The organism is Allobosea sp. GW821-FHT10B12 (assembly GCF_059415545.1).
This window is the reverse complement of sequence record NZ_JBWKNL010000003.1, coordinates 659,967-686,728: the sequence shown is the minus strand read 5'-3', so window position 1 is coordinate 686,728 and position 26,762 is coordinate 659,967. Positions and strand designations below refer to the sequence as shown.

The following is a 26,762-nucleotide window of genomic DNA, read 5'->3' as shown; positions in this document are numbered from 1 at the left end:
CGGTGATGGGCAAGCTCAAGGCGCTCTTCTGGCGGCTCTGGGGGATGGTGGTCGCCTTCTGGCGCATCATCAGCCGGCCGAGCGCTTATCTGCCGCTCGGCTTCCTGACGCTCGGCGGCTTCGTCTGCGGCGTGATCTTCTGGGGCGGCTTCAACACGGCGCTGGAGATCACCAATACCGAGAAGTTCTGTACCTCCTGTCACGAGATGCGCGACAACGTCTATCAGGAGCTGCAGTCGACGGTGCACTTCTCCAACCGCTCGGGCGTGCGCGCGACCTGCCCGGACTGCCATGTGCCGCATAACTGGACCGACAAGATCGCCCGCAAGATGCAGGCGTCAAAGGAGGTCTGGGGCAAGATCTTCGGCACGATCTCGACGCGCGAGAAGTTCCTCGACATGCGCCTCGAGCTCGCCAAGCACGAATGGTCGCGGCTGAAGGCGAACGACTCGCTCGAATGCCGCAACTGCCATTCATCCGTGGCGATGGACTTCACCAAACAGACGCGCCGCGCCGCCGATATTCACAGCCGCTATCTAGTCACGAAGGAAAAGACCTGCATCGACTGCCACAAGGGCATCGCCCATCTGCTGCCGAACATGACCGGGATCGAGCCCGGCTGGAAGGAGGCGCCGGAGCTGCAGGGCAAGGGCGCCTCCTGGCACGGGCCGGAGCGGGCCTTGAGCGCCTATCTCGCCGGGCTCGAAAGCCAGCCGAAATAGTCGTGGGTAGCGGCGGCAGCGGGTAGGGCGGCATGCTGTTGCGCCGCCTGCGGGTCAGCGCGCCGGGCTGACCTTCCGTATCGTACGGCGAGCGGCTGCAGGTTTCTTCGCAGTCGTCTGTTTCGTCGCAGCCTCGGCGGCTGCCGTCTGTGCGTCAGCTGCCTCCTTGGCGAGGCGCAGCGCGCGCAGCCTGGCCGTCTTCTCGGCGACGGCCTGCTGTTCGGCACGGACGGCTTCGAGCGCGCTCTCCGCCTCCTGTCGCCGCTGCTCGGTCTTGGCGAAGTTGCGTTCCGCGCGAAGCTTGGCCTGTTCGGCGGTGAGCCCTTTGGTCGACATGGCAGCGGCTCCTCTGGTCAGGGTCAGGATGCAGCGACCGCCGGACGCGGGGGCCGGACCGGACGCGGCTTCGGCTTGGGAGCGGGGAGCAGACCTTCGCGCTGCGCCTGCTTGCGGGCGAGCTTGCGGGCGCGGCGGATGGCGTCGGCCTTCTCGCGAACGCGCCTCTCCGAGGGCTTCTCATAAGCCGAGCGCCGCTTCATCTCGCGAAACACGCCTTCGCGCTGCATCTTCTTCTTCAGGACGCGCAACGCCTGCTCGACATTGTTGTCGCGGACGAGAACCTGCATTCGGGCTTCCTTCTTGAAAACGTCTGTTCGAAACAAAAAAGGGCCGGGCTGATCCCGACCCTTCCTCAGCTATCCGGCCTGGAGTGGGTCTGGCGCCGGTACATCCGCGGTCGCCTGTCCCTGATCTCTCGCTGGACAGCGTGTCAGCTTACTCGGCGCGCAGATTATCGGCCGACATCTTGCCAGAACGCTTGTCCTGGACGAGCTCGTACGAGATCTTCTGACCGTCGCGGAGATCGCGCAGGCCAGCACGCTCGACGGCGCTGATGTGGACGAAGACGTCCTGGCCGCCATCATCCGGCTGGATGAAGCCGAAACCCTTGGTGCCGTTGAACCATTTTACGGTGCCGTTGGCCATGGCCATGCTCCCTTGTCGCAAGTGATCGTTCACGCATGGCGACCGCACATGCGTGTTTCGATGAGGAGAATGTCGTCAGCAAAGCGCACAAAGGCGCGGGCCAATTCGTTCGGCCTAGATCGAGTGCTACAAATGGGGGCTTGTCCCCGATTTGTCAATGCAACTTTCCCGTGCGTAGGTGGCGGCTTTGGTCCGGGCCGCCGCCCGGCTGACGGTTACCGCAGGCTCTCCACCGCCAGCCGCGCCACCGCTTGATGGGCTGCCTCGCGCTCCTTTTCTCCCACCTGCGCGCCGGCGAGATAGACCGCGATGGCAAAGCGGCGGCCGTCAGGCAGGGTGACGATGCCGATATCATTGGTGGCGTGGTTGAGCCCGTCAGCGCTCGGTCCGAGGCCCGTCTTGTGGGCGAAGCGCGCCCCGGCCGGCAGGCCGGCCTTGATCCGGTTCGGGCCCGTTTTGGCCTCCAGCATGATCTTGTCGAGCAGCGCGGCATGGGCGGGATCGCGCAGCCACGTGCCCTTGGCGAGGCCTTCGAGGAAGGCGATCGAGGCGTCGGGCGAGGCGGCGTCGCGCTTGTCGGTCAGCGTCGCCTGAAGACGCTTCTTGCGCTCGGCCGCGGGGATCGCGCTGATCGCGGCGTAGAACTTGGCGGTGTCGATCTGCCGGTCCCAGCCATAGCCGGGCAGGCCCAGGATCTCCGGCTGGAAGACGCGCTCATAGCGGTCGACCGAGATGCCGGTGACGCCGCCGTCCTTCAGCAGCGCGGTCAGCGCCTGCGGCCCGCCGATCAGGCGCAACAGAAGGTCGGCGGCGGTGTTGTCGCTCTCGGCAGTGGAGCGCGTCAGCAGTTCGCGCAGTGGATACTCGTTGCGCTCGCCCTTGAAGGCTTTGGCGAGCGGGCTGTGATAGAGCGAGAGATCGTTGCGGGTGACGGTGATCTTCTGGTCGAGCTTGAACTTGCCGGCCTCGACCGCTTGCAGCACGCCGATGGCGAGCGGCAGCTTGAAGACGCTCTGTAGCGGGAAGGGCTCGCTGCCGCGATGCGACCAGCTCCTGCGATCCTTGAAGTCGATCAAACCGACGCCGAGGCGGCCTTTCGTGCTCTGCTCGATCGTCTTGATGCCGGCATCGAGCTTGCCCTTGTCCCAGTCGGCGAAGGCAGGAGAGGCGGCGAGGACAGCAAGAGCGGCGGAGCAGGCATAGGCGAAGGTTTGGGCGAAGGCGCGGCGGGTCGACATCAAAAAATCCCCTGTGGCGGGCGGCCACAGGGGAGCGAGATTGCGGCGCCGTTTGGGCGTGATCCCGGCATGATCTTGCGAATGCAAAGTTGTAGTTAAATGCAACCCATGATACGCATTTCTGGCGTCAACAACTAAAAAATCGATCCTGCATTCGGCCTTCGCTTCGACCCGGCGGCCGTCGACACCGCATCCTGGGGGGCGCGAGGTGGAGACGCTTGCCTTTATTCGACAGACGATAAGGAATGATCCGCGCCTGCGTGTGGCTGCCGGCGTGGCGCTGACCGAGACGCTGCGCCGGAACAAGGCCGATCCCGGCCGGACCGCAAAGGTCCTGAATGGTGACGAGGATCGCGCGCTGCAGCTCAAGGCGGCCGGCGATCGCGACCGGACGCTGCGCATCCATGCCAGCGAATTCCTGTACGACCTCGGCGATCCGCAGGTCTCGCGGCAGGCGGTCGGCCTCGCATCAACCGCCGAGGACGAGAATGCCCGCTACAACTGGCTGCTGGCTGCCCAGGGCGGTTGGCGCAAGCTCAGCCCGCGCAGAAGCAGGAGGCGGGGCCCGATCTGGCCCGGGCCCGGGACGCCTCCGCTCCCCAGACATTGAAGCTGTTCGAAAAATCTGAACCAGCCGACCGCGGGCTACGCGGCGCATATGGAGGGAGAAGCCGTGTACAAGGTCAGAAATCACAAGCTGGCGGTCGGTGCCAGCAATGTCGAATTCGTCAAGTCGCCCAATACCGGTGGCGCGCTCGCGGCGAAGTTCCTCGTCATCCACTACACCGCAAGCGGCCCGTCCTTCGATACGGCGGCTTACTTCGCCAAGCCCGCGGCGGAGGTCTCGGCCCATCTGGTGGTGCGCCGGGACGGCTCGATCGTCCAATGCGTGCCATTCGACGTCGTCGGCTGGCATGCCGGCAAGAGCAGCTGGATCGACAAGGCCGGCCAGAGCTTTAACGGCCTCAACCAGCATTCGATTGGCATCGAGGTCGAGAACTGGGGCCCGCTACGGCGTACCGGCGCCGGCTGGATCTCGTGGACCAATGCTGGGGTCGATGCCGGAAAGGTCATCGAGGCACGTCACAAATACGGCACCCCCGATGGCGGCTGGGAGACCTTCACCGAAGCGCAGATCGAGACGACGCTCGAGGCTGCGCGCGCGATCTGCGCTGCCTATGGCATCGAGGAGATCATTGGCCACGACGACATCTCGCCCGGCCGCAAATCGGATCCAGGCCCGGCGTGGAACATGAACTCCTTCCGCGCCAAGGTGTTCGGGAGAGCGGCAGGCGGAGTCGCGACATTGATCGTGCGCTCGCCCTCAGGCCTCAACATCCGCTCGGGCCCCGGCATGGAGCATCCGGCGCTGCGGCCCAAGCCGTTACCCGACGGGACGGTGGTGATCGCCCACGAGGCCGATGGGCAATGGCGTTTCGTCTCGGTGCTCAATGCTGCCGGCCAGCCCGATTTCTCGGGCTGGGTCCATGCCGGCTTCCTCTACGAAAGCTGAAGGCGGCTGAAGCAGCCCGCCGCCCTCACCGGCGGCGGGCCCTGCACCTTCAGAACTTCAGCCGGCGCGCCCGCTTGACCATCGGGATCTCGTGGATCTTCGCCAGCAGTTCGTCCGAGACCGGCTCGTCGACGGCGACATAGCAGATCGCGTCGCCGCCCGGCTTGTCGCGGCCGAGATTGAAGGTCGCGACATTGACGCCGGCATCGCCGAGCAGCGAGCCGAAGGCGCCGATGAAGCCCGGCTTGTCGGCATTGCGGACATAGAGCATGTGCGGCGCGAACTCGGCATCGACCTGGATGTCGCGGATCTCGATGATGCGCGGCTTGCCGTCATGGAAGACCGTGCCCGAGGCATGGCGCGGCATGTCCTCGGCCTCGACGACGATGCGGATGACGCTTTCCAGGTTGCCGGCGACCTCGCGGGTCAATTCCTCGACGACGATACCCTTCTCCTTGGCGACCATGGCCGAGTTGACCATGTTGATCTCGGGCAGGAAGGGCCGCAGCACGCCGGTGATCGCCGCTGCCGAGATCGCCTTGAGATTGAGGCTCGCGACCGCGCCTTCGTACTCGATGCGGATGCCCTTGACCGGCGCTTCGGTGAGCTGGCCGAGGAAGGAGCCGAGCTTCTCGGCGAGGTCGACGAACGGCTTGATCCGCGGCGCCTCTTCCGCCGAGATCGACGGGAAGTTCACCGCATTGGTGATCGCGCCCTTCAGGAGATAGTCGCTCATCTGCTCGGCGACCTGCAGGGCGACGTTCTCCTGCGCCTCATTGGTGCTCGCGCCGAGATGCGGCGTGCAGACGACGTTGTCGAGGCCGAACAGCGGGTTCTGCTCCGCCGGCTCAGCTGAGAACACGTCGAAGGCGGCGCCAGCGACATGCCCGGACTTGATGAGCTCCGCCAGAGCGGCCTCATCCACCAGGCCGCCGCGGGCGCAGTTGACGATGCGCACGCCCTTCTTGGTACGGCTAAGGTTCTCGGCCGAGAGGATGTTCTTGGTCTTCTCGGTCATCGGCACGTGCAGGGTGATGAAGTCGGCGCGCTTCAGAAGCTCGTCCAGCTCCACTTTTTCAACACCCAGCTGCACCGCCCGCTCCGGCGAGAGATAGGGGTCGAAGGCGATGACGCGCATCCTGAGGCCGATGGCGCGCTCGGCGACGATCGAGCCGATATTGCCGCAGCCGATCAGGCCGAGCGTCTTGGCCGTGATCTCGACGCCCATGAAGCGGTTCTTTTCCCACTTTCCGGCCTGGGTGGAGAGATCAGCAGACGGGATCTGCCGGGCGAGCGCGAACATCATCGCAATCGCATGCTCGGCGGTGGTGATCGAGTTGCCGAAGGGCGTGTTCATCACGATCACGCCGCGCGCGGTCGCGGCCGGGATCTCGACATTGTCGACGCCGATGCCGGCGCGGCCGATCACCTTCAGCTTGGTCGCGGCTTCCAGCAGCTTGGCGGTGGCCTTGGTCGCCGAGCGGATGGCGAGGCCGTCATAGTCGCCGATCACGGCGGCGAGCTTGTCCTTGTCCTTGCCGAGATTGGGATCGAAGGTCACGTCGATGCCGCGATCCCGAAAGATCTGCACGGCGGCGGGGGAAAGGGCGTCGGAAATCAGGACTTTGGGTGCGGACATGGGATGGAACTCCGCTGTCATTCCGGGGCCGAGCGCAGCGAGGAGCCCGGAACCCAGAAACGCAGGTGAATCAGGAAATGGCGGAACGGGCGCGGCCAGCGAGGCCACGCATCGGTTCTGGGTTCCGGGCTCGCGGGCTCTCGCCCGCGCCCCGGAATGACGGCGGCGCTTACGCCGCCTTCTTCAACCCCGCCTTCGCCTCGGCAAACGCATACGCAATCCACGGCATCAGCGCCTTGAGGTCGCGCGACTGCACGGTCGCGCCGCACCAGATGCGCAGGCCGGGAGGGGCGTCGCGGTAATGGCCGAGATCGTAGCCGGCGCCGGCCTTCTCGATGATCGAGACGACCTGCTTGGCGAACGCCGCCTGGGCCTCGGCCGAGAGCGCCGTCACGGCCGGGTCGGTGAACTTGAGGCAGACCGAGGTGTTCGAGCGCGTCTTCGGCTTGACCGCGAGGAAGTCGATCCAGTCGTTCTCGCGCACGAACTTGGCGATGACGCGGGCATTGCCGTCGGCGCGCTTCACCAGCCCGTCGAGCCCGCCGACCTTCTTGGCCCAGTGAAGCGCATCGAGATAATCCTCGACCGCGAGCATGGACGGGGTGTTGATCGTCTCGCCGGCAAAAATGCCCTCGGAGAGCTTGCCGCCCGAGGTCATGCGGAAGATTTTCGGCAGCGGCCAGGCCGGCTTGTAGGTCAAGAGGCGCTCGACCGCGCGGGGCGAGAGCACGATCATGCCATGCGCGGCCTCGCCGCCGAGCACCTTCTGCCAGGAGAAGGTGACGACATCGAGCTTGGGCCAATCGAGCTTCTGGGCGAAGGCGGCCGAGGTCGCGTCGCAGATCGTCAGCCCCTCGCGGTCCTCGGCGATCCAGCTGGCGTCGACGACGCGCACGCCCGAGGTGGTGCCGTTCCAGGTGAAGACGACGTCGCGGTTCTTGCTGTCGACCTTCTTCAGGTTCGGCAGTTCGCCATAGGGGGCGGTGAAGGTGCGCACATCCGCCAGCTTGAGCTGCTTGGCGACATCGGTGACCCAGCCCTCGCCAAAGCTCTCCCAGGCGACCATGTCGACGCCACGGGCGCCCAACAGCGACCACATCGCCATCTCGACAGCGCCGGTGTCGGAGGCCGGCACGATGCCGATGCGGTAATCGGCCGGGACCTGCAGCACCTCGCGCGTCAGGTCGATCGCAGCTTTCAGCTTGTCCTTGCCGATCTTGGCGCGGTGCGAGCGGCCGAGCGCCGCGTCACTGAGGGCTTTGAGGGTCCAGCCGGGGCGCTTGGCGCAGGGGCCGGACGAGAAATGCGGCACGCGCGGACGCGCGGCCGGAATCGTATTCGCCATCGATGTTCTCCATCCTTGCAGATGGGCGCGCCTCGGTGGGGAGGCGTGTCCCGTCGATGGGCGTAGGATGGCGGGGTAGGGGAGTCAAGGTGGCGGGTATGCTCGAAGCTCGCCGACCGCTTTTGAACCCGAACATCCCCATTTAGGAGAGGTTTGGAGTATCAATAATCATGAGCAACTTTGAAATTATCCAAAAGTCTTGCGGCTCGTTCTTGGAGGAGAGATTGGGGAGAAGCGGCCAATTTTTCGATGCGCGAGCGCGCATTGTCGTAATCAAGGAACGGTTCTATGTTTCTTCTGCTAAGTGTCCGATATTTGCCCTCGGACGAGCTGACCGTGCCCGTCATATTCTCAAGCACGTGCACCAGCCCCTCATCATCGGCGGAGGCGGCCTGAACAAGTGCACTAACAGATTCTTCGCCTCCGCTCTGGTGCCAAGCGAATAAGGAGCTCAACGGATTGGGTAGAGCTGCGAAGTCATTAAATGTCATATTGCTGTAGCGAGCTAACATTGCCTGAGCAACAACATCTAAGTCGGCATCAGAGAGAATCCACTCACTTGGAGAAGCGCGGCGATCACCGTATCTTCCATGAGCGAAAATTTCGTGGCGAAGTATATTCGTAAGCCATCCTAACGCTTTTCCGCTGCTAAATGCTTCTTGGAGCAGCTTTGCCGATTTATCTGAACCCACTGTCGAAATTAATACCTTAACGCAGCGTTGCCCTTCTCTCCAAATAGCCGGGGTGCCGAAGTCGTCGTCGCCGGTAATCCGGCCAGCTTCATCCATTATATCGGCTAATGAGAGGAAAATACGTTCCGCTTGTTCAGGCGAAAGAGTTTCTGCGCGTTGCCGTAGCCTATCGAGCATCACATCGGCTTTACTTCCGACGGATGGGTCTTTAATATTCGCCCATTCGACCAGTAGATTTGAGACATTTTCTTTCGATTGACTTGCTGATCTTAACAGGAGTTCATATTCATCTGCTTTTGGTGCATGCTGCGGTTGAGCCAACGCGAAGTAGAGTCGATAGTGGTCCGGGCTTGCCAGTCGTTTCCCACGTATTGCTTGTTCACGATCAGAAGGTTCTTGCCGGTGGTATATCGGGGGCTCTTTCTCATCATCATTCAGCGAGAGTCCTCTAATTCCAGGCAGGTGCTCTGCTAATTCAAATTCATATTGCTCAAAATTCATTTTATCAGCTGCAAGTATTATTTTAAGTTCTTCAAAAGATTGTTTCCTATCCTCGATGCTGACAGACGCGCGCCATGTTGAGGTGGCGGCGGAGTTTCCGGTATATGATTCTATCCAACGATAAAGCCTGTGATTTCCAATTCTGATTAACTGAAGCCAAACGAGATCTGATAGTTCAATTTCATCAGAAAGCGCTGGTATCATGAGTCCAAGAGAGTTTAGTGCGAGCGTTACTGCCCTCGGTGTGGTCAATCGGCGTCCGCCTTCGCTAGCAATTACGCTAATGAGGCGCTGATTTTCTTCCTGATCATCAGTAGTCGCAAATCTCCCCAATTCCTGCTCGAACCAGCGCCGGAGTTGAAACGGTTCTGGTATTGGGACAGCGACGGTAACTTGAACAATTTTTTCTAGAAAGGCGTGGCCATTTTCGATCTGAATGCCAGCTTGGATGCTTTGCGCGAGAACATCGCTATCATAGCAAAGGAGATAAATCACATTTCGAAAATCGGCGACGGAGCGTACTAATCGAAGTAATTCAATAACTTCTTTCGGCTCAAGTCGGTCAACGTCGTCGATAGTGACTACGATACGACGCGGCAATGTTGCTAAGCCCTCGTCAATTTCACGCTTTAGTTGGACTAATGAGGGTCCTGTGGCCTTATTTTTAAATGCAGCAGCGATGGTCTTAAAAATTTTCCCAGTGGATGACGCTCCGGGGATGGTTTCGATTATGGAGCCAAGCGTTTCCGCCTTGGCCGCATAATCCCTTATCCTGGAGAGTATCTCTTCCCGCTCTCGTTTATCTTTCCGGCCGGATGTTCCAGATTCAAGCTCGATCTTCTCTATCTCATTAGCAAGTTGTGCAAACAACGAGGCCAAAAGTGAATCGCGGTCGCCGATCAGCCATGGCTTAAACTCAACTACGACCGGCTTTTTCTCCGGTGTTAGGGCTTCAAAAGCTCGAGCTGTCAGATTCAGTAAACTTGATTTACCAGAGCCCCATCGACCTTCGACTCCAACAACTAATCCATCAGCTGACGCTTGATGGATTAGTGCAAAGGCTAAGCGCTTTGCCAACTCCCCAAATCCGAGCCGATCACCCTCAACATCTTGAAGCGGCCGATCGCCCGAGATGGGGTGATAGCTGGACTGTGGGCCGCTCGTATTGGTGGCCATCTTGACGGGCTCCCTCTCCCCGCGGTTCAGCGAACTCCGCTTAGCGCCATTCATGCAACCTGCAGTACTCGGCTTGGGGAAAGAAGAGAATTCAGGATGGAATTCACGGAATCCTGTTGTGATCCGAAAGACAGCTGATCACCTTGGCCGATCGCACCAGGCGGTGGTGCGCACAAGGGAGTAGGATGTGGGTAAATTTCTTCTCCGAGGGGAAAAGAAGGCAACTTATCCCCGCCCTCCGCACTCACCGTATAATCACCCGCATCCCATCCCCGAGGGGCGGCCGACCGGAGGCACGCTGATCGGCGGGGTGGGTGCGGCGCCTGCGGGCGAGGGTTGCGCCTCGCTCCCGGGAGGCTTCGGGAACCGACCTGGAGGCAATACGACCTCTGCGCGAGGAGCTCGCTAGACCGCGCCGGCTCAGGCCGGCGTGACAGAAGCGCGGCCCGGAGCTTTCAAATCGCCGCCTGGCGGAGCGCCACGGGGCGTGCGGATGGGGATCCATCCGCGCCGCTTCCTGGCTCAATGGAAGCGGATCACCAAACGCGCCTCGCGGCGCTCCGCTGCCCCTCACATGCACGACGCCCGCAGGGTGAGCCTGCGGGCGGGGACGACGCTTGGGCGTGTCTTCCTTCTCCCCTCGGGGGAGAAGGTGGCAGCGCGAAGCGCTGACGGATGAGGGAAGTCCAGCACGACGCTCGACGCCTCACCCGGTCGTCCCGCCCTCATCCCCTGCCGGACCTTCTCCCCCGAGGGGAGAAGGAGGCTACTTGGAGGACACCCCATGCCCCGCAATCCCGACCATAGCGGCGCGACGAAAGAAGAGTTCGAGCGCTTCCAGCGCGAGCGGCCGATCATGCTGCGCCAGATCGCGACGATCTGGGAGCTTTGGCGGATGTGCGGCCGCAAGGACTGCCGGCGGGCAAAAGCCTGCGTCGGGCCGAATGGCGACCAATGCGGCGGCGACTTCATCTCGACCGCGCTCTCCGAGGAGCAGCGCGCGACCTTTCGCGAGGCGGTTCGCCTGCGCGTCCAGGGCGTCGACGCCGGGACGGCCTGGAAGGAGGCGGAACGGAAGATCGCCGTCCACAAGGCGCAGATCGAGGCGATTCCGCTGCGGGGTGGGAGGTAGGTGAAGGAGAGGGCGGTAGAGCCCCTTTTCCGTCATGGTCGCCCTTGTGGCGACTATCCACGTCTTCACCCGGCTCCGACCGGGTGCCCGGAGGCCATTCCTGACCCGCGCGCCTGCTGTTGGTGCCGCAAGACGTGGATGGTCGGGACGAGCCCGACCATGACGGAAGAGGGAGACCCCGCGCCTTGTCTGGCCTTGCTGCTATAAGCTCGGCTCAGACACGATTCACCGAAAGCCCGATGCCATGGCCAGAAAAACCCCCGAACAGCTCACCAAGGAATTCGAGGGCCGCAAGGCCAAGGGGCTGGCCAAGGGCGGCGCGGCCTATTGGCCGAACGTGCTCGCCAATGCCGTGCTGAAGCTCGTGGCCGCAGGGACCGAGCCCAGCGTTGAGGCGCTGGCCGAGCGCATCGCGCAGGATGGGCAGGTGACGGACCCGGCGGTCAAGGCCGGGGCCGAGGAAGCGCTGGCGCGGCTGAAGCAGGCGGCGGCAAGGGCGGCGGAGTAGGGGTTCTTCCTTCTCCCCTCGGGGGAGAAGGTGGCAGCGCGAAGCGCTGACGGATGAGGGAAGGATGGTTCACCCGGTCGAGGCGCCCTCATCCCCCTGCCGGGACCTTCTCCCCCGAGGGGAGAAGGGTGCTGTCTCTCACTCCCCCATCGCGATCAGGCTCGCGTTTCCGCCGGCCGCCGCGGTGTTGATCGTCACCGTCTGCTCGGTGGCGAAGCGGGGCAGGTAGTTTGGGCCGCCGGCCTTGGGGCCGGTGCCCGACAGGCCGTGGCCGCCGAAGGGCTGCACGCCGACGACCGCGCCGATCATGTTGCGGTTGACATAGATGTTGCCGGTCGAGAGCCGGTCGACGACCAGCTCGACCGTCGTCTCGATGCGTGAATGCAGGCCGAAGGTCAGGCCGTAGCCGGTCGCCTCGATCTCGGCGAGCACCTTGTCGAGCTGGCCAGCCTTCCAGCGCACGACATGCAGCACCGGGCCGAAATGCTCGGCGGTCAGATCCGCGACCTTGTCGAGTTTGATGATGTGCGGGGCGACGAAAGTGCCGGGCAGAGCCGGCGTCTTGCCCGCATAAGTCACGCGGCCGGCGGAGCGCATCGCGGCGATATGGGCGTCGAGCCGCTCCTTGGCGGCGGCGTCGATCACCGGGCCGACATGGGTCTCGATCGCGCGCGGGTCGCCGAGGGTGAGCTCGCTGGCGGCGCCCTCGATCATCTCGACCATCTTGTCGGCGACGTCCTCCTGCACGACGAGCAGGCGCAAAGCCGAGCAGCGCTGGCCGGCCGAGCGGAAGGCGGAGAGCACGACGTCGTCGGCGACCTGCTCGGCCAGAGCGGTGGCGTCGACGATCATGGCGTTGAGGCCGCCGGTCTCGGCGATCAGCGGGACGATCGGGCCGTCCTTGGCGGCGAGCGCCCGGTTGATGGCGCGGGCGGTCGCGGTCGAGCCGGTGAAGGCGACGCCGGCGACGTCCTTGTGTGCGACCAGCGCCGCGCCGAGCTTGCCGTCGCCGGGAGCGAAGTGCAGCGCGGTCTTGGGAATACCGGCCTCGTGGAGGAGGCGCACGGCGAGCGCGGCGATCAGCGGGGTCTGCGGCGCCGGCTTGGCGACGACGCTGTTGCCGGCGACGAGCGCCGCGGCGACCTGGCCGATGAAGATCGCGAGCGGGAAGTTCCAGGGCGCGATGCAGACGAACGGGCCGCGGCCACGCAGGATCAGGCGGTTGTCCTCGCCGGTCGGGCCGGGAAGGGCGGTCGGCACGGCGAATTTGGCTTCGGCCGCGGCGGCGTAATAGCGCAGGAAGTCGACGGCCTCGCGGAGTTCCGCGATGGCGTCGTCCAGCGTCTTGCCGGCCTCGGACTGGAGCAGCGCCAGGATCGGGCCGCGGCGCGCTTCCATCAGGTCGGCGGCCTGGCGCAAAGAGGCGGCGCGGTTGCGGGCCGGCGTCGCGTTCCAGGCGTGGAAGCCGGCCTTGGCCGCGGCCATCGCCTTCTCGGCGCTGGCGGCATCACCCTCGGTGACGCGGCCGACCGGCTTGCCGTCGATCGGCGAGAGCACGTCGCGGGCGGTGCCGGTGCCGGGCTTGCCGTCGATCAGCGGCACGGCCCCGGGCACGGGCTTGGCGGCGGCGGCGTGGATCTCGGTGAGCAGGGTCTCCAGGCTCTGCGCGTCGCCGAGCTCGACGCCGGCGGAGTTGCGGCGGGATGGGCCGAAGAGCTCGGCCGGCAGCGGGATGCGGCGGTGGCGCGCGGCGCTGGTTGAGCCGATCAGGTCGGCCGGCGGCACCAGAAGCTGCGCTACGGGTACGTCGGGATCGCCGGAGACCGCGACGAAGGAGGAGTTGGCGCCGTTCTCGAGCAGCCGGCGGACGAGATAGGCGAGCAGGTCCTGATGGCCGCCGACCGGCGCGTAGGTGCGGCAGGCGAAACCGGAATCCGACTGCAGCAGGCGCTCATAGAGCGCCTCGCCCATGCCATGCAGGCGCTGGAACTCGAAATTCTCGGCGTTGCCGGCCATCTCGGCGACGGTCGCGACGGTCAGCGCATTATGGGTGGCGAACTGGGGGATGATGCGCGGGCGCAAGGCGAGCAGCTGCTTGGCGCAGGCCTCGTAGTTGAGGTCGGTCATCGCCTTGCGGGTGAAGACCGGATAGTCGGGCAGGCCGCGCTCCTGGGCGCGCTTCAGCTCGGTGTCCCAATAGGCGCCCTTGACCAGGCGGACCATCAGCCGGCGGTCATAGGTCTGCGCGAGGGCGGCGATGTGGTCGATCACCGCGCTGGCGCGCTTCTGATAGGCCTGGATGGCGAGGCCGAAACCGTCCCAGCCGGCGAGCGAGGCGTCGGCCATCACCGCGGCGATGACGTCGAGCGAGAGCTCGAGCCGGTCGGCCTCCTCGGCGTCGACGGTGAAGTTGAGGTCGTATGTCTTGGCCTGGCGAGCGAGCTCGATCACCTTTGGCGTCAGTTCGGCGAGCACGCGCTCGCGATTGGTCGCCTCATAGCGCGGATGCAGGGCCGAGAGCTTGACCGAGATGCCCGGACGGTTCGGCAGGCGATCGTTGCCGGCGGAGCGGCCGATGGCGTCGATCGCATCGGCGTATGACGCGTAGTAGCGGTCGGCGTCTCCTTGCGTGCGGGCGCCCTCGCCGAGCATGTCGAAGGAATAGCGGTAGAGCTTGCCCGAGCCGGAGCGGGCGCGCTTCAGCGCCTCCTCGATCGTCTGGCCGAGGACGAAATGGTTGCCCATGACACGCATGGCCTGGCGCGTCGCGGTGCGCACGGCCGGGAGGCCGAGGCGCTTGGAGAGGTTGCCGATGATGCTGGTCGGGGTCTCGCCCGGCTGGATGATGCGGGCGGTGATGCCGAGGGCCCAGGACGAGGCCGAGATCAGGAAGGCGTCGGACTTGGATTCGTGATGGGCGAAGTCGCCCTGGCCGAGCTTGTCCTCGATCAGCCGGTCGGCGGTAGCGGCGTCGGGCACGCGCAGCAATGCCTCGGCCAGCACCATCAGCGCCAGGCCTTCCTTGGTCGAGAGCGAATACTCGCGCAGCAATTCCTCGATGCCGCCGAGGCCGACCTTGCGGGTGCGGATCGCGTCGACCAGCGATGTCGCGCGGGCGTCGACCCGGGCCTTGGCGACTGGGTCGCGGCGCCCGCCGGAGAGCAGGCGACCGGCGATCGCGGCATCGTCCTCGGCATAGGGCGCGTGGAAGACGGGCGCGGTGTCGACGGCAGGTCGCGGGGCGGGGGCGGCCATGGAAAGGGCTCCGGATCTCGGCGGCGGGATGATCTGCAGAATCATCGCAAGCGAGCTGGATATCAATGGAGATTTCAGCGATTATGTAGCGAATAATCCTGTGGGATTTTGATATGGTAGAGAATGCTGCGGCTCTAGATCGAACCGACCGGCGCCTGCTCGCCTTGCTCCAGAACGATGGCCGCGCGGCCGGTGTCGAGCTGGCGGAGAAGGTCGGGCTGTCGCCGACCGCGACGGGCGAGCGGCTGAAGCGGCTGGCGCGCGAGGGCTACATCACCGGCTATCGCGCCACGCTCGATCCGGTGAAGCTCGGCCTGCATCTCCTGGTCTTCGTCGAAGTTTATCTCGACAAGACGACGCCCGACGCTTTCGAGCGCTTCGCCGCGGCGGTGAAGCGGGCTCCCGAGGTGCTGGAATGCCATATGGTCGCCGGCGGCTTCGACTATCTGGTCAAGACCCGCGTCGCCGACATGAACGCCTATCGCCGTTTCCTCGGCGAGGTGCTGCTGGCGCTGCCGGCGGTGCGCGAGACTCGGACCTATGCGGTGATGGAAGAGGTCAAGACGGACGGGGCCCTGCCGTTGTGACACCCGCGGCTCTGCCGCAGAAAAACGTAACCATTTCCGCGAATTCGCCGCGATCTCGCCCTCTTGGCGCTTGACCTGCCGGTTAGGGAGGTTCTTGGTTGCGTTGCGTCTCTGCGCTGTTCGTCGAGCACCGCCTGGAGGCGCTTTCGCCCGTATCGGCTGTGGTCGTTCCGGAGCTTGCCATGTCCGCTGCCATGCCCCCGCTTGACGCGCCGCTGTCCCGGCGCGGGTTCGGGCGCATTCTCGCCGGAGGCGCGCTGGTCGCGTCGGCGGGATTTGTTCGAGCCGCTGCAGCCGCGACGCCGCTCAAGTTCACGCTCGACTGGCGCTTCGAGGGGCCAGCGGCGCTATTCCTGACCGCCCTGGAGAAGGGGTATTTCCGCGACGAAGGACTGGACGTCACGATCGAGCCCGGCACGGGCTCGCGCGAGGCCGTGCCGCGGATCGCGACCGGCGGCTTCGATGCCGGCTTTGGCGACGTTAACTCGCTGATCCGCTTCCGCGACGAGAATCCGAACGTCGATCTCAAGGCGGTGATGACGGTCTATGACCGGCCGCCCTTCGCGATCGTCGGGCGCAAGAGCCGCGGGATCAGTACTGATCCCCGGAGTCTCGAAGGCAAGAAGCTCGGCGCGCCCGCCGCGGACGGGGCCTTCGCGCAATGGCCGGTGTTCAAGAAGGTCAACGGCATCGACGATGCCAAGATCAAGCTGGAGAATATCGGTTTCACGGTTCGCGAGCCGATGCTGGCTTCCGGTGAGCTCGACGCGATCTTCGGCTTCGCCCACACCTCGGTCGTCAACATGAAGGCGCGGGGCGTACCGGCCGACGACATCGTCACGCTGCTGATGGCCGACCACGGTGTCGAATTATACGGCAATGCCGTCATCGTCTCGCCGAAGCTGCTGGCCGAGAAGCCGCAGGCCGTGCGCGGCCTGTTGCGGGCGATCACCCGCAGCGTTCGGGATGTGGTCGCCGATCCGCGGGCGGCGATCGCCGCCGTGCTCCAGCGCAATGAGGGCGCCCGGCCCGAGATCGAGCTGGAGCGCCTGACGATGGCGCTCGACCACTATGTGATGACGCCCAATGTCAAGGCAAACGGGTTCGGCGGCATCGACAGGACGCGCTGGCAGAAGGCGCTTGACCAGATCGCGCTGACTTTCCCGTTCAAGGACAAGGCGAAGGCCGGCAATGCCTTCGCCGAGGGCTTCCTGCCGGCGGAGGCCGAGCGGGCATTCTGAACGGCTCGCCGGTTTACTTTAGGCCAAGGTGACAGCGGCTTTGGGCTTCGCCTATCGTGCGCCGCTTCGTGAGAGCATGAGCCGATCGGCGCGTGCTCAATCTGTCATTTGGGCCTGCCGCATGCTCCCCGACATCCGTGACTATGAGCGCCTGCGCGCAGCCTTTCGCTGGCAGGTTCCCGAGCGCTACAACATCGGCGTCGATTGCTGCGACCGTTGGGCAGCGGTCGATCCGGGAAAGGTCGCGATCCTGGAAATCCAGCCGGACTGGTCGGTGGTGCCGGTCAGCTATGGCGAGCTGCGCGCGCAGTCGAACCGTCTTGCGAATGCGCTGCGCCGGCGTGGCGTCGGGGAAGGCGACAGGGTCGCGATCCTGCTTCCACAGGGACGCCTGGTGCCGATCGCGCATATGGCAGCCTACAAGCTCGGCGCCATTGCCGTGCCGCTGGCGGCTCTGTTCGGCGCGGATGCGTTGTCCTATCGCCTGCGCGATTGCGGGGCGAAGGCTCTGGTGACCAATTCTGCCGGTCTCGCCAAGCTCGGCCAGATCGAGGAGCCGCTGCCGGAGCTGGACGTGGTGATTTCGGCCGATGGGTCGGAAGGGCGGGCCGAGGGGCTGGATCGTCTGCTCGAAGCCGAGAGCGACGATTTCACGCCGGTCGACAGCGGCCCGGACGACCCGGCGCTGATGATCTACACCTCCGGCACCACCGGCAACGCCAAGGGCGCGCTGCACGGGCACCGGGTGATGCTCGGGCATCTGCCCGGCGTGGAGATGCCGCATGAATTCCTGCCGCAGCCGGGCGATCTGATCTGGACGCCGGCGGACTGGGCCTGGGCCGGCGGGCTCCTCAACAACCTCCTGCCGGCGCTGCATCACGGCGTGCCGATCGTGGCGCGGCCGACGGCGAAATTCGATCCCGACGAGGCGTTCCGGCTGATGGCGGATCTCGGGGTGCGCAACTGCTTCATCCCGCCGACGGCGCTACGCATGCTGCGGGCGGTGGAGAACCCGCGCGGGCGCTATGACCTCAAGCTGCGCACGGTCGCCTCGGGCGGCGAGTCGCTCGGCGCCGAGACTCTGGCCTGGGGGCGCGAGGCGCTCGGCCTCACCATCAACGAGTTCTATGGCCAGACCGAATGCAACCTCGTGCTCGCCTCCTGCGCCGCGATCGGCGTGGTCAAGCCGGGCTTCATCGGCAAGGCGGTGCCGGGCCATGACGTTGCGGTGATCCGGCCCGATGGCAGCATCTGCGAGCCGGAGGAGGAGGGGCAGATCGCGGTGCGCCGGCCCGACCCGGTGATGTTCCTGCATTACTGGCGCAAGCCGGAGGCCACCGAGGCCAAGTTCATCGGCGACTGGATGACGACGGGCGACCAGGGCTCGCAGGATGCGCAGGGTTATATCCGCTTCGTCGGCCGCGACGACGATGTCATCACCTCGTCGGGCTATCGCATCGGCCCGAGCGAGATCGAGGATTGCCTGCTGCGCCATCCGGCGGTGGCGCTCGCGGCGGTGGTCGGCAAACCCGACGCGCTGAGGACGGAGATCGTCAAGGCCTTCATCGTGCCGAAGGCGGGCTACACGCCGTCGAACGAGCTGGTCGCGGAGATCCAGGGCTTCGTGCGCGAGCGGCTGGCGGCGCATGAATACCCGCGTGAGATCGAATTCCGCCAGGAATTGCCGATGACCACCACCGGCAAGATCATCAGGCGGCTGCTGCGCGACGCCGGATGACGAGTGGCGCGCGGCGCGCGGCCGCCGCCGTGACGGTGAGCCGGGCGCTGCCGAGACGCTGCGCTGCCGTGACGACATGCGGGCCGGGCACTTCACCGACGATCTCACGCTGGCGGCTGCGCCGGCCGAACCAGGTGACGAGTTGGGCCAGCGGGGCGAAGCTGGCGAAGCGGTCGTCCTCGACGCCGGAATAGAGCCAGAGGCGCGAGCCCTTGCCGATGAAAATTGCGCCGGCGACCGGCTTGTCGTCGATGCTCAGCAGGCCGACCCGGCAGCGATGGCTACGGGCGAGATTGCGGGTCATGGCGCGCAGGAAGGCACTTTCACGGATGTCCTGAAGCGCGGCGGCGCCGGCACGTGCCAGCGAGCCCGAAGCTTCGAGCGCCAGATGGAGTTCGATCATGTCGCGCAGCTCCTGGCGCGAGCTCGACTCGGCGAAGGTGAGCTTGCCATGGCGTGACAGGCCGTGGCGGAGGGCGGGCAGAGCTGGAAGGCCCGGGGTGATTGCGGGCGCCGCTATCGGCTCGACCGAGACGCCGTGGCCCGTATATTCGGCTACCTGCAAGGCATGGCGCAGGAATGGTCCGTCCAGATCGAGGCGATGCAGCTGCAGGTTCTGCGTATTGGCGAGACCCCAGCGACCGGGGGCGTGGAGCAGGGCGGCGATGACGCGCTCCGCCTGATCCCGGTCGACCAGTGGTGTCGCGATGCCGAGGCGAGGGTTGTTCCAGCCGATCAGCTCGTCATGACCGAGCAGACGGCGCTGGAGCCGCGCCGGGACGAGGCCGAGCAGACGCCGGGACGGGGCTGTGCCGCTCCAGACCAGCAGTACGGGCGTGTTGCGGAAGTCGACGAGATGCTGGGCGGCAGGGAGGGCGAAGTCGGGCTCGAAAAACGGGTTCGGTTCGAGCGCGCGGGCGGCGAGATCGCGCCATTCTGCCTCGATGGCCGCGCAGGCGGCGAGCGCGCGACGCTCGATCGACAGTCCGGCTGGGCCGGTGAGCACGGCACGCTGCTTTGGCGCCATCTGGCTTGGCGCAGCCTGGGACGCGAGGTTCGGCATGGCGCAGCCCTTCCGCGGTTCGCCCCGCTTCGGTGCGCTTCCGTGCCGGATCGGCACGTGGGCGCGGAGCGGGGCAGGGGTCTGCGCATGACGAACCAAGAAGCGGGCCGGCGCGCCTCTCAGGCGTGATGGTGGTGATGAGCCTCGGCCTGAGCGGGAGCGGGCCGGCCGAGGAAGGCCGACCAGAGCCGGGCGACGGTCTCCTCCTCCAGGTCCTTGACGATCAGGACGAGGCGAGAGCGCCGGTCGGCGTCGGGCCAGGCCGGCAGCAGCACCGGCGGATGCAGGATCTGCTGGACGGCATGGACGAGCAGCGGCCCGTCGGGATGCTCGGCGAGTGCGACCAGCCCCTTCAAGCGCAACAGCCTGGCACCATGGGTCGAGCGCAGCAGGGTCCAGAACAGATCGAAGGTCGCCTCGCGGATCGGCGCCTCTGCCGTCAGCGTGAAGGCGCGGATGCTGGCGTCGTGACGGTTGACGTCGTGGTGATGATGGTTGTGGCTGCCGTGATGATGATGATGGCTGTGCGCCACGCCATGATCGCGGTGATGGTCGTGATCATGGTGATGATCGTCCAGGGCTTCGGCCGCGAGCCAGCGCCGCAACTCGTCCGGGCGCTCGGCGATGTCGTAGAGGCCGGCGCCGACGATGGCCTGGGCGGGAGCGTCAGGGGGCAGGATGGCGATGCCGGGATTGAGCTCGCCGAGCCGCTTGCGCAGCGCGGCAACGGCATCCGCGTCGGTGGCGATGTCGGTCTTGGCTAGCACCAGCCGGTCGGCGGCGACAGCCTGCCGGAGCGCCTCGGGATGGGCGTCGAGCGTCGCCATGCCATTGACCGCGTCGACCAGCGTGACGACGCCGTCGAGCTTGAAGCGCATGGCGAGATAGGGGTGGTTGATAAGGACGTTGAGGACCGGCGCGGGATCGGCGAGACCGGTGGTCTCGATCACCAGCCGCCGGAACGGTGCGACGCGGCCATTGTCGAGCCGGCGCAGCAGGTCCTCGAGCGTGACGATCAGGTCGTCGCGGATGGTGCAGCACAGGCAGCCCGAGGCGAGCAGGATCATGCCGTCCTCGATGCCCTCGACGAAGAGGTGGTCGAGGCCGATCTCACCGAACTCGTTGACCAGCACGACGGTGTTGGCGAGGGCCGGGTCCTTGAGCAGGCGGTTGAGCAGCGTGGTCTTGCCGGCGCCAAGGAAACCGGTCAGCAGCGTCAGCGGGATCGGCTCGGGACGGACGGGCTGCTCGGACATCGGCGGTCAGGTTCCTGGCACGGCCACCGCCGGCAATCGGCGGGCTCGCTTTTGTTCCAATATTACATTGGCGATGATCGCGGCGATGACAAGGGCTCCGCCGGCATATTGCAGCGAGCCGACCCGTTCGCCGAGGAAGACCGCGGCGATCGCGACGGCGAAGACCGGCTCGGCGCAGAAGGCGAGGGCAGCCGGGCCAGGCGCGACACGGGCGAGCGCCAGCACTTGCAGCAGGAAGCCGATCAGATAGCCGCCGATCGTGATCGCGACCGCGATTGGCGCGAGCACCAGGGCCGACGGCGGCTGGAACAGGCCAGTGAGGGCGAGGATTGCGAGCGTCACCGGAAGGATGACGAGATGCGACCAGAACAGCTTCGGCAAGGTCCCGGTGTCGCCGCAACGCGCCGCCGAGAAGAACTGCACCGCGGCCAGGACACTCGCGGCGAGCGCGAGCGCGAGCCCACGCGGGTCGAGCCCATGCCAGTCGGGCCCGACGACCATGGCGACGCCGAGAAAGGCGAGGAGCGCGATCACGACCCGGTCGAGGCTGAAGCGGGCCGGGGTGAAGAGCGGCTCGGCGAGCACGATCAGAATGGGGAAGGTATAGAAGACCACGGCTGCCACCGTGATCGGCAGGAAGGCGACCGAGGAGAGATAGGCGCAGGCGGTGAGCGCGGTGCTGACGCCGAAGAGGGCGAGCGCCGGCCAGCGATGGCGCGGCACGGCGAGGCTGGCGCGCCAGATAAGGGCGGCGCCGGCGACGAGCGCCAGCATCAGGAAGACACGGTAGAAGACGATCAGCGGGCCGCTCAGCCCGGCCTGGCTGGCGAGCTGGGCGCTGACGATGTTGGTACCGAAGGCGGCGGCGGAGGCGAGCGCTAGCACGAGGCCTTGCTGGACCGAGGAGGCACTGCGCTCCTGCACGTTGCAGCCCTCGGCCGGTGTCTTGAAATCAGGCGTCGGGCTTGGCCGCAGTCGGCTTCGCGCCCGGCCGGGCCGGCGGCTTGGCGAGCGGCTTGGCCTGCGCCTGGCTGGGCTTGGCCTTGGCCGGGTCAGCCTTTTCCTGCTTCGGCTTGGTCAGCAGCGGCTTGGCGGCGGGCTTGTTCGCCGCCTTGATGCCGGCAGCAGCGCCGGGGCGCAGGCTCGCGGGCGTCGCGGCGCCAGGCTGGATCGCGCCCTGCAAGCGCATCGGGCCGGAGCCGAGCGCGGCCGCGGCGGGGCGCTCCTCAGGTGTCGGCGCAACCGGCGCGAAGGCGGAGGAAGAGGGCGGGATCGCGCCGTTGCCGGAGAAGGTGCGGCTGCCGGCGACGAGCCCGGCCGCGACCGGCGCACCGGGCTGGATCGTCTCGCGCGCGATCTGGGTATCAGGCCTGGCCACGGCGTTGGCGGCGAGCGGTGCTGAAGCCGAGCCGGGCGAGCGGCCGAAGGAAACCGGGAACGGCTCGAATTTGGCGCGCGGGCCGAGCGTGATGCGGCCTGAAGGCGAGCGCGTCAGCACCGAGCCGGAGGCGCCGCCTTGCGGCACGGCCACGGCGAAGCGATCCGAGGTGCCCTCGGCATTGCCGCCGACGCCGCTGTTCGTCGAGATGAAGCTGATCGGCCCCGCCGAGTCGACATCGTCGCCGAGCGCATGGCCGCCGCGGCGGACGCTGTCGCAGATGCTGTAGGCGCGCCCGCCATTGCCGGATGGCATGCTGGCGATGTTGCCGCCAAAGCCGCCCCACTTGCCGAAGCCGTCATCGAGCAATTGCGCCGCCTTGACGGTACGTTCCGCCCCGGAATTGGCGCCAAGGACGACGGCGATCAGGGTGCGCCCATTGCGCGTCGCAGTGGTGACGACGTTGAAGCCGGAAGCACAGACGAAGCCGGTCTTCATGCCGCTGATGCCGTAATAACGGCCGACGAGGCCGTTGGTGTTGTTGAGCACCTGCTTGCCGAGCTGGACCGCGCCGGTGTTCCAGTAGTCGGAGTAGCGGCCGAACTCGCTCATCAGCGCCATGGCGAGCACGGCGAGGTCGCGGGCACTGCTCTGCTGGTCGGGATGATGCCAGCCATTCGGATTGACGAAATGGGTATCGTTCATGCCGAGCCGCCGGGCCTCGGCATTCATCATCGAGACGAAGGTCTCGACGTCGCCGCCGACACCCTCGGCGATGACATAGGCGATGTCGTTGGCCGACTTCACCATCATGATGCGCATGGCGTTGTCGAGTGTGATCTCCTGGCCGGCCTTGATGTAGACCTTGACCCGCGGCTGGCTGGCGGCCCGCTTCGAGGCCGGGATCGCAGTCTCCAGTCCGATCTTGCCCTCACGCATGGCCTTGAGTGCGAGGTAGAGCGTCATCATCTTGGTAGTGGAGGCCGGATGCCAGGCTTGCGTCGGGTTCTCGCTCGACAGCACGGCGCCGCTAGAGGCGTCGACGACCACGCTTGTGCCGGCCTCAGCCGGAACGGCGACAGCGAGGAGCGAGGCGAGCGTGGCGCCGGCGGCGAGGCGAAACGAGATCATCGTCTGAGGTCTGAACCTGTCTTGGCGGGGGTCGAGGGCTTCAACGCGACGCTTGAGGCATTTTCGAGACGGCGGGCGACAATCCTGCCTCGCTCATGACGCATACCTACCCCTCATCGGGCGATTTGCCTAGCGCTGCGTGGTGGTTCAAAGCATCGGCGGCGGTTTTTCTCCGGGATCTCGGCGCGTGAGCTTCACCCTTCTGTGGATACCGGTGACGCTGGCCGCCTCGCTGCTGCAGACCGCGCGCAATCTGACCCAGCGCTCGCTGACCGAGGTGATCGGCGTCGTCGGCGCGACGCAGGTGCGCTTCCTGTTCGGCTTGCCCTTCGCGCTGCTTTTCCTCGTCCTCGTCTGTGTTGCCAGCGACAGGCTGCCGCCGGCGCCGGATCTGCGCTCCTTCGGCTTTGCCGTGTTCGGCGCGTTGACCCAGATCCTCGCCACGGCGCTGATGCTGGCGGCGATGCGCGAGCGCTCCTTCGCGGTGACGACCGCCTATACCAAGACGGAGCCGGTGCAGGTCGCGCTCTTCGGCTCGGTGCTGCTCGGCGATGCGCTGGGCTGGGCGAAGTTCGCGGCGATCGTCGTGGCGACTGCCGGCGTCGTGCTGATGTCGTGGCGGCCGGGCGACAAGCTCAGCGCGGCGGGCATGCGTCCGGCGGCGCTCGGGATCGGCGCCGGCGCGGCCTTCGCGCTCTCGGCGATCGGTTTTCGCGGCTCGATCCAGGCGCTGCCGGAAGGCCATTTCCTGATGCGGGCGACCACGATCCTCGCGCTTGGCCTTGCTTTGCAGACGCTGATCCTGACGCTCTACATGCTCGCCGCCAATCGCAAGGCTCTGGTACTGAGCCTGCGCAACTGGCGCCGCTCGCTGACGGCCGGCTTCCTCGGCGCCGCCGCCTCGCAATGCTGGTTCCTCGGCTTCTCGCTGACGACGGCCGCCAATGTGCGCACGCTGGCGCTGGTCGAGGTGCCGCTGGCCCAGATCGCCTCGCGCCGGATCTTCTCGGAAGGCACGAGCTGGCGCGAGCTTGCCGGCATGGCGCTGATCGTCGCCGGCGTCGGGTTCCTGCTCGTCCTGTCCGTCGGGTAGGGCAGGGCCGCGAGCTGCGCGCTTGACACCCGGCGCGTTCATTGGCCTTTCCTCGCACGGGAGGAGTGCGCGCTTGCCGGCTTGCGATCGCGCCTTCGCGGGAGCAGATACTGTGTATCTGCACATTAGCGAGGAGAAGGCCATGAGCGCTGCAATCGTCGGCTGGGCCCACACGCCCTTCGGCAAGCAGGATACCGAGACGGTCGAGAGCCTGATCGTGCGCGTCGCCACCGACGCGCTGGTCGATGCCGGCATCACCGCCGACCAGGTCGACGAGATCGTGCTCGGCCATTTCAACGCCGGCTTCTCGGCCCAGGACTTCACCGCCTCGCTCGTGCTGCAGGCCGACCCGGCGCTGCGCTTCAAGCCGGCGACGCGCGTCGAGAACGCCTGCGCCACCGGCTCGGCCGCGGTGCACCAAGGCGTGCGCGCCATCAAGGCCGGCGCCGCCAAGGTGGTGCTGGTCGTCGGCGTCGAGCAGATGACCACGACACCCGGGCCGGAGATCGGCAAGAACCTGCTGAAGGCTTCCTATCTCGCGCAGGAGAGCGACGTGCAGGGCGGCTTCGCCGGCGTCTTCGGCAAGATCGCCTCGTCCTATTTCCAGCGCCATGGCGACCAGTCCGACGCGCTCGCCATGATCGCGGCGAAGAATCACAAGAACGGTGTCGAGAACCCCTACGCCCAGATGCGCAAGGATCTCGGCTACGCCTTCTGCCGCGAGGAGAGCGAGAAGAACCCCTACGTCGCCGGCCCGCTGAAGCGGACCGACTGCTCGCTGGTCTCGGACGGCGCGGCTGCGCTCGTGCTGGCAGACGAAGAGACCGCCAAGACCCTGCGCCGCGCCGTCGGCTTCCGCGGCATGGCCCATGTCCAGGACTTCCTGCCGCTGTCGCGCCGCGACATCCTGAAGTTCGAGGGTGGCGCGCGCGCCTGGCAGCAGGCGCTGGCCGCTGCAGGCGTCGCGCTCGAGGATCTCTCCTTCGTCGAGACGCATGACTGCTTCACCATCGCCGAGCTGATCGAATACGAGGCGATGGGCCTGACCAAGGAGGGCGACGGCGCCCGCGCGATCAAGGAAGGCTGGGTCCAGAAGGACGGCAAGCTGCCGGTCAATGTCTCCGGTGGCCTCAAGGCCAAGGGCCATCCGATCGGCGCGACCGGCGTCTCCATGCATGTACTCAGCGCCATGCAGCTCGTTGGCGAGGCGCCGGAGGGCATGCAGGTGAAGGATGCGCGCCTCGGCGGCATCTTCAACATGGGCGGCGCTGCGGTCGCGAACTACGTCTCGGTGCTCGAGCGGGTGAAGTGAAACAAGAGGCCGCCGTCGAACCTGCGTCGGCGGCCATCTTCGTACTGGCCGGAGGGGCGGCGTGATCATCTTCCTCGCGCTGCTGCCCGCCTATGTGCTGTCGATCTTCTACCGCTCCTTCCTGAGCGTGATCGCCGGGCCGGTGATGGGCGACCTCAGCATCGGGCCGGCCGAGTTCGGCCTGCTCGGGGCCGCCTGGTTCATCGCCTTCGCGCTGGCGCAGTTCCCGGTCGGCTGGGCGCTCGACCGGATCGGGCCGCGCCGGACGGTGGCGGTGACCATGGCGATCGGCAGCGTCGGCGCCTTCCTGTTCGCACAGGCCGGCAACGCCAACATCGCCACGCTGGCGATGGCGCTGGTCGGCATCGGCTGCTCGCCGATCTTCATGTCGTCGCTCTATCTGTTCGCCCGGACTGAAGCGCCGGCGCGCTTCGGCCTGTTGACCTCGATCTTCATCGGCCTCGGCTCGCTCGGCAATCTGGTCGGGGCGGCGCCGCTCGCCCTGGCGGCGCAGGCCTATGGCTGGCGCCCGACCATGCTCGCCTTCGCCGTGGCGTTCCTGCTCGCGACCGTGCTCGCCGGAGTGCTGGTGCGCGACCCACCGCCGGTCACCGACGCTTCGGGCAAGCATGAAGGGCTGCTGCAGGGACTCAAGAGCATCGCCGCGATCGGGCCGCTCTGGCTGCTCGCGCCGATCACCCTCGTCGGCTACGCGATCATCGCGACGGCGCGGGGCCTGTGGATCGCGCCTTACATGACGCAGGTTCATGGGCTCGATGGCATCGCCGCCGGCCATGCGACGCTGGGCATGGCGACGACGATGATCGTCGGTGCCTTCGCCTATGGCGCACTGCAGAAGCGGGCCGGCCGCAGCAAGGCGCTGGTCGCCTGGGGAACGGTCGCGACCGGGATCGGCTTTGGCCTGCTCGCACTCTTAGGCGAACGCTCCATGATAGGGGCGGCAGCCCTGTTCGCGCTCGTCGGGGCGACGGGTTTCACCTATGCGATCCTGATGGCGCATGCGCGCGAGTTCTTCCCGGCGCATCTGGTCGGGCGCGGCATGACCTTCATCAATTTCCTGTTCATTGCCGGAGCCGGGCTGATCCAGTGGGGCTCCGGCTGGTTCGTCGCGGCGCAGCGGGCCGCGGGGCAGGGCGCGGCGCTCGCCTACGCCAACATGCATTGGGGCTTCGCTGCGCTGCTGCTGGCCTCGACCGCGATCTATCTGGCGACGCCGGAGCGGAAGGCCGCCTGAGGC

The 26,762-nt window shown here is 66.2% G+C and carries 23 protein-coding genes; 11 read left to right on the top strand and 12 right to left on the bottom strand.

Features of this window, described 5'->3' with window-relative positions; translation table 11 throughout:
• The first annotated feature begins 5 nt into the window (after nucleotides 1–5).
• A complete protein-coding gene (locus tag AC07O0_RS13315) occupies nucleotides 6–722 on the top strand; it encodes a cytochrome c3 family protein (protein ID WP_494623703.1) in 717 nt (238 codons plus the stop codon).
• Nucleotides 723–776: 54 nt separating this feature from the next.
• On the opposite strand, the gene AC07O0_RS13310 is transcribed toward AC07O0_RS13315, so the two are convergent.
• The 4 genes from AC07O0_RS13310 to bla form a co-directional block, all read right to left on the bottom strand.
• Nucleotides 777–1,058 carry a hypothetical protein gene (locus AC07O0_RS13310; RefSeq protein ID WP_494623701.1) on the bottom strand — a complete coding sequence of 94 codons (282 nt, stop codon included), beginning with the start codon at nucleotides 1,056–1,058 and terminating at the stop codon, nucleotides 777–779.
• A 23-nt stretch (nucleotides 1,059–1,081) separates the two neighbouring features.
• The gene (gene rpsU / locus AC07O0_RS13305; RefSeq protein WP_494623699.1) at nucleotides 1,082–1,348 is read right to left on the bottom strand and encodes a 30S ribosomal protein S21; all 267 of its coding nucleotides are present in this window, start codon (nucleotides 1,346–1,348) and stop codon (nucleotides 1,082–1,084) included.
• 148 nt (nucleotides 1,349–1,496) lie between these two features.
• A complete protein-coding gene (locus AC07O0_RS13300) occupies nucleotides 1,497–1,706 on the bottom strand; it encodes a cold-shock protein (protein ID WP_091836184.1) in 210 nt (69 codons plus the stop codon).
• Nucleotides 1,707–1,921: 215 nt separating this feature from the next.
• A complete protein-coding gene (bla, locus tag AC07O0_RS13295; protein ID WP_494623696.1) occupies nucleotides 1,922–2,944 on the bottom strand; it encodes a class A beta-lactamase in 1,023 nt (340 codons plus the stop codon).
• A 208-nt stretch (nucleotides 2,945–3,152) separates the two neighbouring features.
• Here bla and AC07O0_RS13290 point away from each other — a divergent pair, with 208 nt between their 5' ends.
• Together AC07O0_RS13290 and AC07O0_RS13285 are read left to right on the top strand one after the other, a co-directional pair.
• Nucleotides 3,153–3,554: a hypothetical protein gene (locus tag AC07O0_RS13290; protein WP_494623694.1), complete on the top strand. Its 402-nt coding sequence runs from the start codon at nucleotides 3,153–3,155 to the stop codon at nucleotides 3,552–3,554.
• Between the two features lie 63 nt (nucleotides 3,555–3,617).
• Complete coding sequence (locus tag AC07O0_RS13285; protein ID WP_494623692.1) at nucleotides 3,618–4,457, top strand: N-acetylmuramoyl-L-alanine amidase; 840 nt, start codon at nucleotides 3,618–3,620, stop codon at nucleotides 4,455–4,457.
• Nucleotides 4,458–4,506: 49 nt separating this feature from the next.
• On the opposite strand, the gene serA is transcribed toward AC07O0_RS13285, so the two are convergent.
• The 3 genes from serA to AC07O0_RS13270 form a co-directional block, all read right to left on the bottom strand.
• Entirely contained in the window at nucleotides 4,507–6,096 is a 1,590-nt protein-coding gene (gene serA / locus AC07O0_RS13280) for a phosphoglycerate dehydrogenase (protein ID WP_494623690.1), read from the bottom strand.
• 169 nt (nucleotides 6,097–6,265) lie between these two features.
• Nucleotides 6,266–7,441, bottom strand: a complete 1,176-nt coding sequence (locus AC07O0_RS13275; protein ID WP_494623687.1) for a phosphoserine transaminase — start codon at nucleotides 7,439–7,441, stop codon at nucleotides 6,266–6,268.
• A 161-nt stretch (nucleotides 7,442–7,602) separates the two neighbouring features.
• Nucleotides 7,603–9,810, bottom strand: a complete 2,208-nt coding sequence (locus tag AC07O0_RS13270) for a KAP family P-loop NTPase fold protein (RefSeq protein ID WP_494623684.1) — start codon at nucleotides 9,808–9,810, stop codon at nucleotides 7,603–7,605.
• A 784-nt stretch (nucleotides 9,811–10,594) separates the two neighbouring features.
• Here AC07O0_RS13270 and AC07O0_RS13265 point away from each other — a divergent pair.
• Nucleotides 10,595–10,942, top strand: coding sequence for a hypothetical protein (locus AC07O0_RS13265; protein ID WP_494623682.1), 348 nt, complete (start codon nucleotides 10,595–10,597; stop codon nucleotides 10,940–10,942).
• 244 nt (nucleotides 10,943–11,186) lie between these two features.
• A complete protein-coding gene (locus AC07O0_RS13260; protein WP_494623680.1) occupies nucleotides 11,187–11,450 on the top strand; it encodes a hypothetical protein in 264 nt (87 codons plus the stop codon).
• Nucleotides 11,451–11,588: 138 nt separating this feature from the next.
• Here the strand turns inward: AC07O0_RS13260 and putA are convergent, their stop codons facing one another.
• The gene (gene putA, locus AC07O0_RS13255; protein WP_494623678.1) at nucleotides 11,589–14,705 is read right to left on the bottom strand and encodes a bifunctional proline dehydrogenase/L-glutamate gamma-semialdehyde dehydrogenase PutA; all 3,117 of its coding nucleotides are present in this window, start codon (nucleotides 14,703–14,705) and stop codon (nucleotides 11,589–11,591) included.
• Nucleotides 14,706–14,818: 113 nt separating this feature from the next.
• Between putA and AC07O0_RS13250 the strand changes: the two genes are divergently transcribed.
• From AC07O0_RS13250 to AC07O0_RS13240, 3 genes are all read left to right on the top strand, one after another.
• On the top strand, nucleotides 14,819–15,292 hold the full coding sequence (locus AC07O0_RS13250; RefSeq protein WP_494623676.1) for an Lrp/AsnC ligand binding domain-containing protein: 474 nt from the start codon (nucleotides 14,819–14,821) through the stop codon (nucleotides 15,290–15,292).
• A 182-nt stretch (nucleotides 15,293–15,474) separates the two neighbouring features.
• A complete protein-coding gene (locus tag AC07O0_RS13245) occupies nucleotides 15,475–16,533 on the top strand; it encodes an ABC transporter substrate-binding protein (RefSeq protein ID WP_494623674.1) in 1,059 nt (352 codons plus the stop codon).
• Nucleotides 16,534–16,654: 121 nt separating this feature from the next.
• Nucleotides 16,655–18,271, top strand: a complete 1,617-nt coding sequence (locus AC07O0_RS13240; RefSeq protein ID WP_494623672.1) for an acyl-CoA synthetase — start codon at nucleotides 16,655–16,657, stop codon at nucleotides 18,269–18,271.
• Here the strand turns inward: AC07O0_RS13240 and AC07O0_RS13235 are convergent.
• From AC07O0_RS13235 to AC07O0_RS13220, 4 genes are all read right to left on the bottom strand, one after another.
• The gene (locus AC07O0_RS13235; RefSeq protein WP_494623670.1) at nucleotides 18,243–19,334 is read right to left on the bottom strand and encodes a GNAT family N-acetyltransferase; all 1,092 of its coding nucleotides are present in this window, start codon (nucleotides 19,332–19,334) and stop codon (nucleotides 18,243–18,245) included. The two genes, AC07O0_RS13240 and AC07O0_RS13235, sit on opposite strands and share 29 nt — an antisense overlap.
• A 119-nt stretch (nucleotides 19,335–19,453) precedes the next feature.
• Nucleotides 19,454–20,590: a CobW family GTP-binding protein gene (locus tag AC07O0_RS13230; protein ID WP_494623668.1), complete on the bottom strand. Its 1,137-nt coding sequence runs from the start codon at nucleotides 20,588–20,590 to the stop codon at nucleotides 19,454–19,456.
• Nucleotides 20,591–20,596: 6 nt separating this feature from the next.
• Nucleotides 20,597–21,514: a DMT family transporter gene (locus AC07O0_RS13225; RefSeq protein ID WP_494623666.1), complete on the bottom strand. Its 918-nt coding sequence runs from the start codon at nucleotides 21,512–21,514 to the stop codon at nucleotides 20,597–20,599.
• 28 nt (nucleotides 21,515–21,542) lie between these two features.
• Nucleotides 21,543–23,099 carry a D-alanyl-D-alanine carboxypeptidase family protein gene (locus AC07O0_RS13220; RefSeq protein ID WP_494623663.1) on the bottom strand — a complete coding sequence of 519 codons (1,557 nt, stop codon included), beginning with the start codon at nucleotides 23,097–23,099 and terminating at the stop codon, nucleotides 21,543–21,545.
• Between the two features lie 187 nt (nucleotides 23,100–23,286).
• Between AC07O0_RS13220 and AC07O0_RS13215 the strand changes: the two genes are divergently transcribed.
• The 3 genes from AC07O0_RS13215 to AC07O0_RS13205 all read left to right on the top strand — a co-directional run bounded on the left by AC07O0_RS13215 (nucleotide 23,287) and on the right by AC07O0_RS13205 (nucleotide 26,759).
• Nucleotides 23,287–24,192 (top strand): EamA family transporter, encoded by a 906-nt coding sequence (locus tag AC07O0_RS13215; protein WP_494623661.1) that lies wholly within the window; start codon nucleotides 23,287–23,289, stop codon nucleotides 24,190–24,192.
• A 142-nt stretch (nucleotides 24,193–24,334) separates the two neighbouring features.
• Complete coding sequence (locus AC07O0_RS13210; protein ID WP_494623659.1) at nucleotides 24,335–25,504, top strand: acetyl-CoA acetyltransferase; 1,170 nt, start codon at nucleotides 24,335–24,337, stop codon at nucleotides 25,502–25,504.
• Between the two features lie 61 nt (nucleotides 25,505–25,565).
• Nucleotides 25,566–26,759, top strand: coding sequence for an MFS transporter (locus AC07O0_RS13205; RefSeq protein ID WP_494623656.1), 1,194 nt, complete (start codon nucleotides 25,566–25,568; stop codon nucleotides 26,757–26,759).
• Nucleotides 26,760–26,762: the final 3 nt, after the last annotated feature.

Coding starts and splice junctions, on each gene's coding strand:
- AC07O0_RS13315 (WP_494623703.1), top strand. CDS start 6: ATGGGCAAGCTCAAGGCGCTCTTCTGGCGGCTCTGGGGGATGGTGGTC.
- AC07O0_RS13310 (WP_494623701.1), bottom strand. CDS start 1,058: ATGTCGACCAAAGGGCTCACCGCCGAACAGGCCAAGCTTCGCGCGGAA.
- rpsU (WP_494623699.1), bottom strand. CDS start 1,348: ATGCAGGTTCTCGTCCGCGACAACAATGTCGAGCAGGCGTTGCGCGTC.
- AC07O0_RS13300 (WP_091836184.1), bottom strand. CDS start 1,706: ATGGCCAACGGCACCGTAAAATGGTTCAACGGCACCAAGGGTTTCGGC.
- bla (WP_494623696.1), bottom strand. CDS start 2,944: ATGTCGACCCGCCGCGCCTTCGCCCAAACCTTCGCCTATGCCTGCTCC.
- serA (WP_494623690.1), bottom strand. CDS start 6,096: ATGTCCGCACCCAAAGTCCTGATTTCCGACGCCCTTTCCCCCGCCGCC.
- AC07O0_RS13275 (WP_494623687.1), bottom strand. CDS start 7,441: ATGGCGAATACGATTCCGGCCGCGCGTCCGCGCGTGCCGCATTTCTCG.
- AC07O0_RS13270 (WP_494623684.1), bottom strand. CDS start 9,810: ATGGCCACCAATACGAGCGGCCCACAGTCCAGCTATCACCCCATCTCG.
- AC07O0_RS13265 (WP_494623682.1), top strand. CDS start 10,595: ATGCCCCGCAATCCCGACCATAGCGGCGCGACGAAAGAAGAGTTCGAG.
- AC07O0_RS13260 (WP_494623680.1), top strand. CDS start 11,187: ATGGCCAGAAAAACCCCCGAACAGCTCACCAAGGAATTCGAGGGCCGC.
- putA (WP_494623678.1), bottom strand. CDS start 14,705: ATGGCCGCCCCCGCCCCGCGACCTGCCGTCGACACCGCGCCCGTCTTC.
- AC07O0_RS13250 (WP_494623676.1), top strand. CDS start 14,819: ATGGTAGAGAATGCTGCGGCTCTAGATCGAACCGACCGGCGCCTGCTC.
- AC07O0_RS13245 (WP_494623674.1), top strand. CDS start 15,475: ATGTCCGCTGCCATGCCCCCGCTTGACGCGCCGCTGTCCCGGCGCGGG.
- AC07O0_RS13240 (WP_494623672.1), top strand. CDS start 16,655: ATGCTCCCCGACATCCGTGACTATGAGCGCCTGCGCGCAGCCTTTCGC.
- AC07O0_RS13235 (WP_494623670.1), bottom strand. CDS start 19,334: ATGCCGAACCTCGCGTCCCAGGCTGCGCCAAGCCAGATGGCGCCAAAG.
- AC07O0_RS13230 (WP_494623668.1), bottom strand. CDS start 20,590: ATGTCCGAGCAGCCCGTCCGTCCCGAGCCGATCCCGCTGACGCTGCTG.
- AC07O0_RS13220 (WP_494623663.1), bottom strand. CDS start 23,099: ATGATCTCGTTTCGCCTCGCCGCCGGCGCCACGCTCGCCTCGCTCCTC.
- AC07O0_RS13210 (WP_494623659.1), top strand. CDS start 24,335: ATGAGCGCTGCAATCGTCGGCTGGGCCCACACGCCCTTCGGCAAGCAG.